Below are 13,789 nucleotides of genomic sequence, written 5' to 3'. Positions count from 1 at the left end.
GCCCGTGCCGATTAATTACCCTGCATCAGGGCGATTATTTTTTGTCTTTAACTTCTTCGAACTCAGCGTCAACAACATCGTCGTCTTTCGCGTTGTTCTGGGAAGCGTCAGCGCCTGCCTGCTGTTGAGCGTGCTGCTGCTGAGCGATTTCCATCAGCTTCTGGGAAGCCTGTGCAAGTTCCTGCATCTTCGCTTCGATGTCCGCTTTATCTTCACCTTTCAGTGAAGTTTCCAGCGCACTCAGTGCAGCCTCGATAGCAGTTTTGTCTTCCGCTGGCAGTTTATCGCCTGCTTCTTCAACCTGCTTACGGGTGCTGTGCAGCAGATGGTCACCCTGGTTACGGGTCTGAACCAGCTCTTCGAACTTACGGTCGGACTCAGCGTTAGCTTCTGCATCGCGAACCATTTTCTCGATTTCAGCCTCGTTCAGGCCAGAAGATGCCTTGATGGTGATCTTCTGCTCTTTACCGCTGTTTTTGTCTTTCGCAGACACGTGCAGGATACCGTCAGCATCGATATCGAAGGTGACTTCGATCTGCGGCATGCCGCGTGGTGCCGGGTTGATACCATCCAGGTTGAACTGACCCAGAGACTTGTTATCCGCCGCACGTTTACGCTCACCCTGAATCACATGGATGGTTACCGCAGACTGGTTGTCTTCAGCGGTAGAGAACACCTGGCTGTGTTTCGTCGGGATGGTGGTGTTTTTGTTGATGAGCGCAGTCATCACACCGCCCATGGTTTCGATACCCAGAGACAGCGGGGTAACGTCCAGCAGCAGTACGTCTTTCACTTCACCAGTCAGTACACCACCCTGAACCGCTGCACCGATAGCAACAGCTTCGTCTGGGTTCACGTCTTTACGTGGCTCTTTACCAAAGAACTCAGCCACTTTCTTCTGAACCATTGGCATACGTGTCTGACCACCCACCAGGATAACGTCCTGGATGTCAGATACAGACAGGCCAGCGTCCTGCAGAGCAACTTTCAGTGGCTCGATGGAACGGTTCACCAGGTCTTCTACCAGGCTTTCCAGTTTCGCACGGGTCACTTTGATGTTCATGTGTTTAGGACCGGTCGCGTCTGCAGTGATGTACGGCAGGTTCACGTCGGTCTGCTGAGCGGAAGACAGTTCAATCTTCGCTTTCTCAGCGGCTTCTTTCAGGCGCTGCATGGCCAGCGGGTCGTTACGCAGGTCAATGCCCTGATCTTTCTTGAACTCGTCAACGAGGTAGTTGATCAGACGGGTATCGAAGTCTTCACCACCCAGGTGGGTATCACCGTTGGTTGCCAGAACTTCAAAGGTTTTTTCGCCGTCAACTTCGTCGATTTCGATAATAGAAATATCGAAGGTACCACCACCCAGGTCGTAAACCGCGATAGTACGGTTGCCAACTTCTTTATCCAGACCGTAAGCCAGTGCAGCCGCGGTTGGTTCGTTGATGATACGTTTTACTTCCAGACCTGCGATACGGCCAGCATCTTTGGTTGCCTGACGCTGAGCATCGTTGAAGTATGCAGGAACGGTGATAACAGCTTCAGTTACCGGCTCACCCAGGTAATCTTCCGCGGTTTTCTTCATTTTTTTCAGCACTTCAGCAGAGATCTGCGGTGGTGCAGTTTTGGTGCCTTTCACATCAAGCCATGCATCGCCGTTATCTGCTGCGATGATTTTGTAAGGCATGATAGAAACGTCACGCTGAACTTCTTCGTCCTGGAAGCGGCGGCCAATCAGGCGTTTAATCGCAAACAGGGTGTTTTGCGGGTTTGTCACTGCCTGACGTTTAGCCGGCTGACCAACCAGAGTTTCACCATCCTGGGTATAAGCAATGATAGAAGGCGTGGTGCGATCGCCCTCGGCGTTCTCCAGCACGCGTGCAGTAGTGCCATCCATAATCGCTACACAAGAGTTGGTAGTACCCAGGTCGATACCAATAATTTTACCCATCTAAACGTCTCCACTAAAAATTCAGTCAACATGTGGTTGTGTACCTGTAATAAGGGCAGAACGTGCTTTTTCAACTGCCCAGATTTGATTTTTTTCAGGTCCACACACTGCGGTTGACTACAAGATGGGGTCGCCACAGCATCCATCAAGGGGGAAGGATAAAAAAAATTTTAATTTCACCCTGATGAGATCATAGACGCCATCGATTGCGCCCATTATGATGCCGCGCCCCGTCAGGGAGTATTGACGCGGGATTCACCATTTCACCATATTAATGATGATTTTTTTGAGGACTTATGGGCAACACTAAGTTGGCTAATCCGGCTCCGCTGGGCCTGATGGGTTTTGGCATGACCACTATCCTGCTGAACCTGCACAATATCGGGATGTTCCCGATGGATGGCATCATCCTGGCGATGGGCATTTTTTACGGCGGCATCGCGCAAATTTTCGCGGGCCTGCTGGAATATAAGAAAGGTAATACCTTCGGCTTAACCGCCTTCACCTCTTACGGCTCTTTCTGGCTGACCCTGGTTGCCATTCTGCTGATGCCTAAAATGGGTCTGGCAGATGCGGCAAACGCCCACTTCCTGGGCGTTTACCTGGGTCTGTGGGGTGTCTTCACCCTGTTCATGTTCTTCGGCACCCTGAAAGGTAACCGCGCGCTGCAGTTCGTCTTCCTGAGCCTGACCGTACTATTCGCTCTGCTGGCGATCGGTCACCTGGTGGATAACGAAGGCATCGTTCACGTTGCCGGCTGGATTGGCCTGGTATGTGGCGCGAGCGCTATCTACCTGGCAATGGGCGAAGTGCTGAACGAGCAGTTTGACCGCACCATTCTACCGATTGGTGAAAAACACTGATCCCTCTGTCGTGCCTGCCTCGCGGGCACGACACTCCCACCCTTTGCGAAGCCAGACCCCTAACACCAGCCCCATCAGCGAGAGCGCGAGAACGTACCAGGCTGGAGCCATCGGCGATATCCCCATCAGCATGGTGACGGCAATCGGTGTCAGACCACCAAAAATGGCATACGACACGTTGTAAGAAAAAGAGATACCGGTGAAACGAACCTCTGGCGGGAACGCACGCACCATCACATACGGCACCGCCCCCACAACACCGACGCACAGCCCGACTACCCCATACAGCAGGAACAGCTGCTCCGGGTGGCTACCCGCCAGATGGTAGAACGCCCAGCTTGATGCTGCCAGCAGCAGACTGCCGACGATAAAGGTCCGGCTCGCGCCAAACCGGTCAACAGCAAGGCCAGCCGCCAGACAGCCAAAACAGAGCATAATGGTCGCAATACTGTTCGCCTGCAGGGTGACCGCTGGGGCGAAACCGTACTGTTTTTGCAGCCAGACCGGCGACATCAGGATCACGACGACGATACCCGCCGACAGCAGCCAGGTCAGCAGCATCGACACCACCACCGCACTTCTGTGACGGACCACCACCGCCTTAACCGGTAACTCCTGCGCCAGTGCCTTGCGCTGCTGCATCTCAAGGAAGATCGGCGTCTCCTGTAGCCAGCGGCGCAAGTACATCGCCACCAGACCAAAGGCCCCACCCAGCAGGAACGGAAGACGCCAGCCCCAGTCGTGCACGGCCTGTTGCGTCATATGGGTATTCACGAGAGTTGCAACGACCGAGCCCAGCAGAATGCCGATGGTCAGGCCCGCCGTTAAGGTTCCACAGGCGATACCAATGCGACGCGCCGGAACATGCTCCGCCACAAACACCCACGCGCCAGGCACTTCACCGCCAATTGCGGCCCCCTGAAGCACGCGCATAAGCAACAGCAATAGCGGGGCAACAAGGCCCATTGAGGCATACGTAGGCAGCAGGCCTATGGCAAGCGTAGGTACAGCCATCAGCAAAATACTGAGGGTAAACATCTTCTTACGCCCAACCAGATCGCCAAAGTGCGCCATAACAATGCCACCCAACGGACGAGCCAGATACCCGGCGGCAAAAATGCCGAAGGTTTGTACCTGGCGCAACCATTCCGGGATATCCGCTGGGAAGAAAAGCTCCCCCACGACGGCGGCAAAGAAAACGAAGATGATGAAGTCGTAGAACTCCAGCGCGCCCCCCAGAGCAGCGAGCGTGAGGGTTTTGTAGTCCTGTCGATTCAGAGGTCGGGTGTTATGTGACATAGCGAACCATTATGCGTGTGTTGTGGATTTATTTTTACAGCAAACGTAAAGAAAAAATTACTATACCGTAAAACCTTTACCACGCCATCGCCGCTTCAGCTAATGTCACATAATCATTATTTTCAGGATATTGTCTCGCGGCGCGCGCTTTTAGGCCGAAAAGCTGCTACGACTTTCTCATCGGTTTCCACATACGGACCGTCCAGCAGCTGTATACAATACGGTACACTTGCAAAGATCCCGTGTACGATCACGCTGCCATCGTCGGCTTTAAGCCCTTCCAGCGTCTCTTTGATCGACTTCGGCTGGCCAGGCAGGTTCAGGATCAACGCCTGTTTGCGGATCACGCCCACCTGGCGAGAGAGGATGGCGGTTGGAACAAAGTGTAGGCTGATCTGGCGCATTTGCTCACCGAAGCCCGGCATTTCACGGTCGGCGACTGCCAGCGTCGCATCTGGCGTGACATCGCGACGTGCAGGCCCGGTTCCACCCGTGGTCAACACCAGATGGCAGCTCATCTCATCCACCAGCTCGCACAGCGTCTGCTCAATGATCGGTTGTTCGTCAGGGATCAGGCGAGTCTGGATTTCAAAGGGGGTAGTCAGCGCGCTGCCCAGCCACTCTTCCAGAGCCGGGATGCCTTTATCCTGGTAAACACCGCTGGAGGCGCGGTCAGAAATCGACACTAAGCCGATGCGTAAGGTATTCATAGCCATTCCATTTAAAAAGTACTGATTAAAGGGAATGATACACGCAGAGAGGAAATTCAGACAGGGTACGAAAGAAGTCGCGTGACCGGGAACCCGGTCACGCAGAAATGATTACAGCAGGTCGCCGATCATTTTTTCCAGTTTGCCCTGGTCAACAGCAAACTTACGGATACCGTCCGCCAGTTTGTCTACTGCCATTGGATCCTGGTTGTGCTGCCACAGGAACTCGGATTCAGTGATGCGCTCTGGGCGCGCTTTCACTTCACCGGTGTAAGACAGCTTACGCTCGATCGCGCCTTCGCTTTCTGCCAGCTCTTTCAGCAGTGCAGGGGCGATGGTCAGGCGGTCACAGCCAGCCAGCTCGATGATTTCACCGACGTTACGGAAGCTTGCGCCCATAACAACAGTCTCATAACCGTGCTGTTTGTAGTATTCGTAGATTTCAGTAACGGAAACCACGCCTGGATCTTCAGCAGGTGCGTACTCTTTCTTATCGGTGTTGGCTTTGTACCAGTCCAGAATACGGCCTACGAACGGAGAAATCAGGTAGACACCGGCTTCTGCACATGCACGCGCCTGCGCGAAGGAGAACAGCAGAGTCAGGTTACAGTTGATGCCGTCTTTTTCCAGCTGCTCAGCCGCGCGAATGCCCTGCCAGGTAGAGGCCAGTTTGATCAGGATACGGTCGTTGCTGATACCCGCATCGTTGTACATTTTGATCAGGCGTTTTGCTTTGGCGATTGACGCTTCGGTGTCGTAGGAGAGGCGTGCATCCACTTCGGTAGAGATACGGCCAGGAACCAGTTTCAGGATTTCCAGACCGATGTTCACTGCCAGTTTGTCAGTGGCATCAACGATCTGCTGCGCGCGGTCATTGCTCTGCGCTTTCGCCCAGGTCACAGCGTCGTCAATCAGTTTGCGATACTCAGGGATCTGTGCAGCGTTCAGGATCAGAGAAGGGTTAGTTGTGGCATCCTGCGGCTGGTACAACTTCATTGCCGCGATATCTCCGGTGTCAGCTACGACAGTGGTGAACTGACGAAGGGAGGTCAATTTATCCGTCATGATAGTGTTTCTCTTTTAACGTGCCCTGGATAATTCACGCTACCGACAGCATGCCTGCAGCGGAAAAATGACAGGTTTACTTGTTAGGGGGATGTAACCGGTCTGCCCAGATGATAACACGAGTGAGAGGTAGCGCAACCGCAGACAGTGCGCTTAGACAGAGTATGATAAACTCAGAATATTAACAGGCTGCTAAGTAACAGCATGCTCAATCAGTGGTAGCGCTTACATATTCATATTGGCATCAACAAGAGGGACGTTAATGCCTGATTTCCTTTTCTTTATCAACGAAATCCTCTGGGGTTCGATAATGATATATCTGCTATTAGGGGCAGGTATATGGTTCACACTGCGCAGTGGTTTTATCCAGTTTAGATATATACGCAAGTTTGGCAGAAGTCTGAAAAACAGCATTACGCCGCAGCCAGGCGGACTCACCTCGTTTCAGGCGCTTTGTACCAGTCTCGCCGCACGCGTCGGTAGCGGTAACCTGGCGGGTGTAGCGCTGGCCATCAGCGCCGGTGGTCCTGGCGCCGTCTTCTGGATGTGGGTCACCGCGATCGTTGGCATGGCCACCTCGTTTGCCGAATGCTCTCTCGCACAGCTGTACAAAGAGAAGGACAAACACGGTCAGTTTCGCGGCGGTCCTGCCTGGTATATGGCGCGTGGGTTAGGGATGCGCTGGATGGGCGTTCTGTTCTCGCTTTTTTTACTGCTCGCTTATGGCCTTATTTTTAATACGGTTCAGGCTAATTCTGTCGCCAATGCTCTGCGCTATGCCTTCGCCTGCCCGGAGTGGATCACAGGCATCGTTTTATCCCTCTTCGTTCTGTTCACCATTTCTGCTGGCCTCAAAGGCATCGCCCGCCTGATGCAGTGGATGGTTCCCGTGATGGCGCTGCTCTGGGTTGGCGCGAGCCTGTTTGTCGCCGCACTGCATGCCGACCAGGTTCCAGGAATCATTACCACTATCTTCAAAAGCGCTTTTGGCTGGCGTGAGGCGGCATCAGGTGCGCTGGGCTACACCTTCAGCCAGGCGCTGATGGCGGGTTTTCAGCGAGGAATGTTTTCCAATGAAGCGGGGATGGGGTCAACCCCCAACGCGGCGGCAGCCGCCTCTTCCTGGCCGCCACACCCTGCCGCACAAGGCATTGTGCAAATGATTGGCGTCTTTACCGATACCATTATTATCTGCTCCGCCAGCGCCATGATTTTGCTACTGGCAGGCCCCGTACCGCATTCGTCGGGAAACGCCGGGATACAGCTTCTTCAGCAGGCTCTGGTGAACCTTACTGGCAGCTGGGGGGCCGGTTTTGTCGCGATCATACTGATATTGTTCGCCTTCAGCTCAATTGTGGTGAATTACCTTTACGCCGAAAATAACCTTATCTTCCTGAAACTCGACTCCCGTGCCGCAATCAGTGCGTTGCGCCTGGGAGTGATACTGATGGTCATTGCAGGATCCCTACTCAGCATGCCGTTGGTCTGGCAACTGGCTGACGTCATCATGGCACTGATGGCCATCACCAACCTTACGGCGATCCTGCTGCTCTCCCCCATTGTTAGCCTGATTGCCCGGGACTATCTTCGTCAACGCAAACTGGGTGTTCCACCGGTATTTGATCCCACACGCTATCCTGAAGTTAACGCGCAACTGCCCCCCGGCACATGGGATGATTTGCCCCGGCGATAACAGCTATCGATCAATTCAGGGCGATTTTTTGCTAAAGTCGCTCTAAATTTCCTGCAAGGACTGGATATGCTGATTCTTATTTCACCTGCAAAAACGCTCGACTACCAGAGCCCGCTCGCCACCGAGCGCTATACGCAACCTGAACTGCTGGACTATTCACAACAGCTGATCCGCGAAGCGCGTAAACTCTCTGCACCACAAATCGCCTCGCTGATGAGCATCAGCGATAAGCTCGCAGATCTTAACGCCACCCGCTTCCACGAGTGGCACCCGGATTTCACGCCAGCCAACGCTCGCCAGGCGCTGCTGGCGTTTAAAGGTGATGTGTATACCGGCCTGCAGGCGGAAGAGTTCAGCGAAGCCGATTTCGATTTTGCCCAGCAGCACCTGCGCATGCTCTCAGGCCTGTACGGTGTTCTGCGTCCGCTGGATTTGATGCAACCTTACCGTCTTGAGATGGGTATCCGATTAGAGAATGCAAAAGGCAAAGATCTGTACCATTTCTGGGGTGACATCATCACCGACAAGCTAAACGCAGCGCTACATGCCCAGGGCGATAACGTGGTGATTAATCTGGCCTCTGACGAATACTACAAGTCCGTGAAGCCAAAGAAACTGGATGCGGAAATCATCAAGCCGGTCTTCCTTGATGAGAAAAATGGTAAGTTCAAAGTGATCAGTTTCTACGCCAAAAAAGCGCGTGGTCTGATGAGCCGCTACATCATTCAGAACCGACTGACGAAGCCGGAGCAGTTGACCGGATTTAACAGCGAAGGGTATTTCTTTGACGAAGCGTCGTCAGGGAAAGGTGAACTGGTGTTTAAGCGCCACGAGCAGTAAAACAAAACCCCGCCAGCTGGCGGGGTTTGCATTAATGGTGCTTCCAGTCCGGACCTGGACGATGATCGTCGTGACGGTGGTCTGGATGGTCGTCACGATCGTGATGTTCGTCATGAGGACGCCAGTGATTATCGCGCCAGTCATAATGGGCCTTCCACCAGTCATGGTCACGCCAGCTACCGCCATCCCAGTAGTGTCCGTGGTTATCCTGGTCACCAATCTGCAGTTTTACCGCAGGCACGAGTGTGATTTCAGATGCCTGTACCGCCATAGGAGCGACCAGCATCAGTGAAAGTGCGATGAGGACAGGTTTCAACGTAGACATAGGTGACTCCTTATTCTTCTTGCCCAACGTGGGCCGATGTAAGGAGGTTACGTGAGGGGAACCGGGGTTGTTATTCTCTGCAATCCTAATCTCTAAGTGACCGCATTTATTGGGAATTTCTGCATTTTCCCTTCTTTTTTTCTCCTTAATTTCTCCATAAAAAAGCCGGGGGGCGCCGTCGCCTTACCCGGCCTCGGTACAGTGCTGCTGTTGCCGGGTGACGCTGCGCTTACCCGGCCTACGTTCTGAGCCGTTGTAGGTCGGGTAAGGCGTAGCCGTCACCCGACAAAAATCACGCTCGAGCCATCATCAGCTTACGCAGCGCGGCAAAATCCGCAGGTAGTTCATGAGACAGCAGCGGCAGGTCGGCACGTTCGGCCAGCTCTTTCGGCAGCGGCAGCGTTTCACCCAGAATCTCTTCCACGCTCTCTTTGAATTTTGCCGGATGCGCCGTCCCCAGGAACAGGCCATATTCACCTGGATTAAGCTGATCGCGCAAAGCACGGTAAGCAATTGCGGCGTGCGGTTCGGAGGTGTACCCCACCGCTTTCAGCTCACGCATGGTCTCTTTGGTGGTTTCATCCGTCACCGCTGCGTAACCCAGATCGCCCAGACGCCAGATTTTGCGGCGGAACAGTTCTTCCACTCGCGGCCAGTTATTCGGCTGCGACACATCCATCGCATTGGAGAGCGTTGCCTTCGTCGCGTTCGGCGCCCATTTGCCGTCTTTCAGGAAACGCGGCACGGTGTCGTTAGCGTTGGTGGCAGCGATAAATCGTTTCACCGGCAGACCCAGGGATTTTGCCAGCAGGCCAGCCGTCAGGTCACCAAAGTTACCGCTTGGCACAGAGACAACAAGCTGATTACGCGCTTCCTGCGGGAGCTGTGCAACCGCTTCGAAATAGTAGCAAATCTGCGCCAGCAGACGGCTGATGTTGATGGAGTTCGCCGAGTTCAGACCCAGCGCCGCCTTCAGCTCTTCATCATCGAAGGCCTGTTTGACCAGTGCCTGGCAGGCGTCGAAATCACCGTCGATAGCCACGGTCTCAATGTTGCCGCCGAGGGTACAGAACAGTTTTTCCTGCAGAGGGCTGATTTTGCCTTTCGGGTAGAGGATCACCACACGAACGTTTTTCAGGCCGTAGAACGCATGCGCAACCGCCGCACCGGTATCACCGGAGGTAGCCGTCAGGATAGTTACCGGTTTGTCGCCGCTGATGTGGGTCAGCATCTGAGCCATAAAGCGGCCACCGAAATCTTTGAACGCCAGGGTCGGGCCGTGAAACAGTTCCAGACAGCCAACGTCAGGCTCCACCTGCTGAACCGGAGCCGGGAAAGCGAACGCCGACCGCACGCGTTCTTCCAGCAGATCCTGCGGGATTTCGTCGCCGATAAACGCAGACAGAATTTTGGTACTGCGGGTGACAAAATCCAGCTTCAGCAGTTCATCAATCTCGGTCAGCTGAAATTCCGGCAGGTCATGGGGGAAGAATAACCCCTGATTTTTGCCCAGTCCCTGAGTCACCGCCTGCGCGAAGCTGACCTGCTCGTTATGATCTTTAAGATTGTAGAGTTTCATTCGTTATCCCAGTACTCGTGCGCCAGCCGTGTCCAGACGGCAAATATGAACAAAGCCTTCCTGATTTTGCAGGTAGTGTTTAGAGAGCCAGTCCGCTACGCGTTGCGCAGTGTCTGGTTTATCGCATAAGGCGAACAGCGTCGGGCCGGAGCCGGAGATGCCGCATGCCTGCGCGCCAATATCCAAAGATGCCTGTCGTGCCTCGTTAAAACCAGGCAGCAGTTTGGTGCGGTATGGCTCGGCAATAACATCTTTCATCAATTTCGCCGCCAGCTGCGGCTGACGGGTATAGCAGGCGTGAATAAAGCCGGCCAGATGACGTCCGTGCGCGATACAGTCCTGGCGACGATACTGCGCAGGCAGGATCGCACGCGCTTCAGCGGTGGAAACCTTAATACCCGGATAGGCCAGCACCCACAGCCACTCATCAAACCCTGGCACCTGCTGGCTGATGATGCCATTTTCTTCAATCATCAGTTGCATGCCGCCAAGGAAGCACGGCGCAACGTTGTCATAGTGAATGCTGCCAGAGATCCGTCCTTCCAGCTCGCCCATTAACCCCAGCAGGCGGTTATTGTTGAGTGGTTTGCCGCAGTGTTCATTCATGGCCACCAGCGCAGCGACCACCGAGCAGGCGCTGGAGCCCAGCCCTGAGCCAATCGGCATACTTTTTTCCAGCGTCATGGTGACCGGCACATTTTTGCCAATCTCCTGACAGAAGCGCTCCCAGCACTGATAGACGATATTCTCGCGCGGGTCCGACGGCAGTTTGCTGGCAAAGCGGCCCACGTTATTCAGGCTGAAGCTATTTGCCGCTTCAACCGTGACCGTATCGCCCAGTAGAGAACCATCAACCGGCGTGACCGCCGCACCCAGCACATCAAATCCGACGCTCATATTGGCGCTGGAAGCCGGGGCATAAACTTTGACCATGTTAAACTCCTAACTTCCATGACAGGGTACGCAGCAGATCGGCAAACACACCCGCCGCTGTAACATCGTTCCCTGCGCCATAACCGCGAAGCACCAGCGGCAATGGCTGATAATAGTGGCTGTAAAACGCAAGGGCGTTTTCGCCGTTTTTGACTTTGTACAGCGGATCGTTGCCATCCACTTCGGCAATCTTCACCCGGCACACACCATCTTCTTCAATATTGCCAACATAGCGCAATACCTTACCTTCATCACGGGCTTTCGCAACGCGTGCGGCAAACGCATCGTCAAGCTGCGGCAAATTAGCCATAAAGGCACCGACATCACCGGAGCTATCAAATTCTGCGGGCAGGACCGGTTCAATCACGATATCGGAAAGCTCCAGCTCACGACCTGTTTCACGCGCCAGGATCAGCAGCTTACGCGCCACATCCATCCCGGAGAGATCGTCACGCGGATCCGGCTCGGTATAGCCCAGTTCACGCGCAGCGCGGGTCGCTTCTGAGAGGCTCATGCCTTCATCCAGTTTGCCGAAAATAAACGACAGCGATCCGGAGAGGATACCGGAGAAACGCTGCAGTTCATCCCCCGCGTTCAGCAGGTTTTGCAGGTTCTCGATAACCGGCAAACCAGCACCCACGTTGGTGTCATACAGGAATTTGCGACGCGATTTGCTCGCCGCCAGGCGCAACTGGTGGTAATAGTTCATCGACGAGGTGTTGGCCTTTTTGTTCGGCGTCACCACGTGGAAGCCTTCACGCAGGAAGTCAGCGTACTGATCGGCGACCGCCTGGTTCGACGTACAGTCGACAATCACCGGGTTGAGCAGGTGATACTCTTTCACCAGTCGGATCAGGCGTCCCAGATTAAACGGCTCTTTCGCCTCGTTCATTTCCGCCTGCCAGTTTTCCAGATTCAAGCCATGCACGTTGGTCAGCAACGCTTTTGAGTTGGCTATCCCGCAGACGCGCAGATCAATATGTTTCTTCTTCAGCCACGCCTGCTGGCGCTTCACCTGCTCCAGCAGCGCGCCGCCAACGCCGCCCACGCCAATCAGGAACAGTTCGATGACCTGATCGGTGTTGAACAGCATCTGGTGAACCACGCGAACGCCGGTGGTGGCGTCATCGTTGTCCACAACAACAGAGATTGAACGCTCTGACGAGCCCTGGGCAATCGCCACGATATTGATATTGGCGCGTGCCAGCGCAGCAAAGAACTTGGCGGAGATACCACGAAGCGTGCGCATGCCATCGCCCACCACCGAGATGATCGCCAGACGTTCCTGAATGTACAGCGGCTCAAGCAGTTCTTCTTTCAGCTCAAGATAGAATTCTTCTTCCAGCGCGCGGCGGGCGCGCAGGCAGTCGGCCTGCGGCACGCAGAAGCTGATGCTGTATTCGGAAGAAGACTGGGTGATCAACACCACGGAGATGCCGTTGCGGGACATGGCTGCAAACACGCGCGCCGCCATACCGACCATCCCTTTCATCCCCGGACCTGAGACGCTGAACATCGCCATGTTGTTGAGGTTAGAGATCCCTTTCACCGGCAGGCCGTCTTCATCGTTACTCGCGCCAATCAGCGTACCGGGTGCCTGCGGGTTACCGGTGTTTTTAATCAGGCAAGGGATCTGGAACTGGGCAATCGGGGAGATGGTACGCGGGTGAAGGACTTTAGCGCCGAAGTAGGAAAGCTCCATCGCTTCCTGATACGACATCGACTTCAACAGCCTGGCGTCCGGTACCTGGCGCGGATCGCAGGTATAAACACCATCGACGTCAGTCCAGATCTCACAACAATCTGCGCGTAAACAGGCGGCCAGCACGGCGGCGGAGTAGTCGGAGCCGTTACGGCCCAGCACCACCAGCTCACCCTTCTCGTTACCGGCGGTGAAGCCTGCCATCAGGATCATGTGGTCAGACGGAATTTTGCTTGCAGCGATGCGGCGAGTTGATTCGGCAATATCAACAGTGGATTCGAGGTAGTGGCCCACCGCCAGCAGTTTTTCAACCGGATCGATCACAGTCACGTGATGACCACGCGCTTCCAGCACGCCCGCCATGATGGCGATAGAGAGTTTTTCGCCTCGACAGATCAGTGCCGCGTTGATGCTGTCCGGGCACTGGCCGAGAAGGCTGATGCCGTGCAGAACATGTTTAATTTGCGCGAATTCCTGCTCAACGAAGGACTTCAGTTGAGCGTGCGGAAAGCCTGGCTGCGCCTCTGCCAGCCCTTGCAGTAAGTCAGCGAAGATACGCTCTGCGTCGCTGATGTTCGGGAGTGCATCCTGACCACCGATGGTTTTTTCAATCATCGCCACCAGATGGTTCGTGATTTTTGCCGGGGCAGAGAGCACGGTCGCAACCTGCCCCTGCCTGGCGTTGCTTTCCAGGATATCGGCAACGCGCAGAAAACGTTCTGCATTTGCCACTGATGTACCGCCGAACTTCAACACTCGCATGGTTCTACCTCGTTTCCTTTAGCCGAAAAAAAAGCCCGCACTGTTCAGGTGCGGGCTTTTTTTTGTTTTT

11 protein-coding genes and 1 other annotated feature (1 of these 12 cut by a window edge) are annotated in these 13,789 nt (G+C 54.5%); of the genes, 3 read left to right on the top strand and 8 right to left on the bottom strand.

The annotated features are described in order from the left end of the window. Window positions 1-34 precede the first annotated feature (34 nt). The gene (gene dnaK / locus ACLHV9_RS03465; protein WP_108089544.1) at window positions 35-1,948 is read right to left on the bottom strand and encodes a molecular chaperone DnaK; all 1,914 of its coding nucleotides are present in this window, start codon (window positions 1,946-1,948) and stop codon (window positions 35-37) included. A 296-nt stretch (window positions 1,949-2,244) separates the two neighbouring features. Here dnaK and satP point away from each other — a divergent pair, with 296 nt between their 5' ends. Continuing rightward, window positions 2,245-2,811 (top strand): acetate uptake transporter, encoded by a 567-nt coding sequence (gene satP, locus ACLHV9_RS03460; protein ID WP_028016626.1) that lies wholly within the window; start codon window positions 2,245-2,247, stop codon window positions 2,809-2,811. On the opposite strand, the gene ACLHV9_RS03455 is transcribed toward satP, so the two are convergent. From ACLHV9_RS03455 to tal, 3 genes are all read right to left on the bottom strand, one after another. After that, complete coding sequence (locus ACLHV9_RS03455) at window positions 2,788-4,110, bottom strand: MFS transporter (RefSeq protein WP_028016625.1); 1,323 nt, start codon at window positions 4,108-4,110, stop codon at window positions 2,788-2,790. The two genes, satP and ACLHV9_RS03455, sit on opposite strands and share 24 nt — an antisense overlap. A gap of 122 nt (window positions 4,111-4,232) precedes the next feature. Next, entirely contained in the window at window positions 4,233-4,820 is a 588-nt protein-coding gene (gene mog, locus ACLHV9_RS03450; protein ID WP_049005231.1) for a molybdopterin adenylyltransferase, read from the bottom strand. Between the two features lie 111 nt (window positions 4,821-4,931). Then, a complete protein-coding gene (gene tal / locus ACLHV9_RS03445; protein ID WP_028016623.1) occupies window positions 4,932-5,885 on the bottom strand; it encodes a transaldolase in 954 nt (317 codons plus the stop codon). A gap of 262 nt (window positions 5,886-6,147) precedes the next feature. Here tal and ACLHV9_RS03440 point away from each other — a divergent pair, with 262 nt between their 5' ends. Beyond that, entirely contained in the window at window positions 6,148-7,578 is a 1,431-nt protein-coding gene (locus ACLHV9_RS03440) for an alanine/glycine:cation symporter family protein (RefSeq protein WP_032666765.1), read from the top strand. Window positions 7,579-7,644: 66 nt separating this feature from the next. Then, the gene (gene yaaA, locus ACLHV9_RS03435; RefSeq protein WP_028016621.1) at window positions 7,645-8,418 is read left to right on the top strand and encodes a peroxide stress protein YaaA; all 774 of its coding nucleotides are present in this window, start codon (window positions 7,645-7,647) and stop codon (window positions 8,416-8,418) included. Window positions 8,419-8,449: 31 nt separating this feature from the next. On the opposite strand, the gene ACLHV9_RS03430 is transcribed toward yaaA, so the two are convergent. The 4 genes from ACLHV9_RS03430 to thrA all read right to left on the bottom strand — a co-directional run bounded on the left by ACLHV9_RS03430 (window position 8,450) and on the right by thrA (window position 13,719). Beyond that, window positions 8,450-8,743, bottom strand: coding sequence for a DUF2502 domain-containing protein (locus ACLHV9_RS03430; RefSeq protein ID WP_028016620.1), 294 nt, complete (start codon window positions 8,741-8,743; stop codon window positions 8,450-8,452). 292 nt (window positions 8,744-9,035) lie between these two features. After that, on the bottom strand, window positions 9,036-10,322 hold the full coding sequence (thrC, locus tag ACLHV9_RS03425) for a threonine synthase (RefSeq protein ID WP_028016619.1): 1,287 nt from the start codon (window positions 10,320-10,322) through the stop codon (window positions 9,036-9,038). A gap of 3 nt (window positions 10,323-10,325) precedes the next feature. After that, on the bottom strand, window positions 10,326-11,255 hold the full coding sequence (thrB, locus tag ACLHV9_RS03420; RefSeq protein ID WP_028016618.1) for a homoserine kinase: 930 nt from the start codon (window positions 11,253-11,255) through the stop codon (window positions 10,326-10,328). 1 nt (window position 11,256) lies between these two features. After that, on the bottom strand, window positions 11,257-13,719 hold the full coding sequence (gene thrA / locus ACLHV9_RS03415; RefSeq protein WP_049005227.1) for a bifunctional aspartate kinase/homoserine dehydrogenase I: 2,463 nt from the start codon (window positions 13,717-13,719) through the stop codon (window positions 11,257-11,259). A gap of 24 nt (window positions 13,720-13,743) precedes the next feature. Further along, window positions 13,744-13,789, bottom strand: a sequence feature (Thr leader region); it runs 72 nt beyond the window's last position.

The organism is Enterobacter sp. CPE_E890 (assembly GCF_046521475.1).
GTDB lineage: Bacteria > Pseudomonadota > Gammaproteobacteria > Enterobacterales > Enterobacteriaceae > Enterobacter > Enterobacter adelaidei.
This window is presented reverse-complemented; position numbering and strand designations above follow the sequence as displayed.

Bases quoted from the DNA above. Each gene is read 5' to 3' on its own strand.
- thrC (WP_028016619.1), bottom strand. From the start codon at position 10,322: ATGAAACTCTACAATCTTAAAGATCATAACGAGCAGGTCAGCTTCGCG.
- tal (WP_028016623.1), bottom strand. From the start codon at position 5,885: ATGACGGATAAATTGACCTCCCTTCGTCAGTTCACCACTGTCGTAGCT.
- ACLHV9_RS03455 (WP_028016625.1), bottom strand. From the start codon at position 4,110: ATGTCACATAACACCCGACCTCTGAATCGACAGGACTACAAAACCCTC.
- mog (WP_049005231.1), bottom strand. From the start codon at position 4,820: ATGAATACCTTACGCATCGGCTTAGTGTCGATTTCTGACCGCGCCTCC.
- satP (WP_028016626.1), top strand. From the start codon at position 2,245: ATGGGCAACACTAAGTTGGCTAATCCGGCTCCGCTGGGCCTGATGGGT.
- yaaA (WP_028016621.1), top strand. From the start codon at position 7,645: ATGCTGATTCTTATTTCACCTGCAAAAACGCTCGACTACCAGAGCCCG.
- ACLHV9_RS03430 (WP_028016620.1), bottom strand. From the start codon at position 8,743: ATGTCTACGTTGAAACCTGTCCTCATCGCACTTTCACTGATGCTGGTC.
- ACLHV9_RS03440 (WP_032666765.1), top strand. From the start codon at position 6,148: ATGCCTGATTTCCTTTTCTTTATCAACGAAATCCTCTGGGGTTCGATA.
- dnaK (WP_108089544.1), bottom strand. From the start codon at position 1,948: ATGGGTAAAATTATTGGTATCGACCTGGGTACTACCAACTCTTGTGTA.
- thrB (WP_028016618.1), bottom strand. From the start codon at position 11,255: ATGGTCAAAGTTTATGCCCCGGCTTCCAGCGCCAATATGAGCGTCGGA.
- thrA (WP_049005227.1), bottom strand. From the start codon at position 13,719: ATGCGAGTGTTGAAGTTCGGCGGTACATCAGTGGCAAATGCAGAACGT.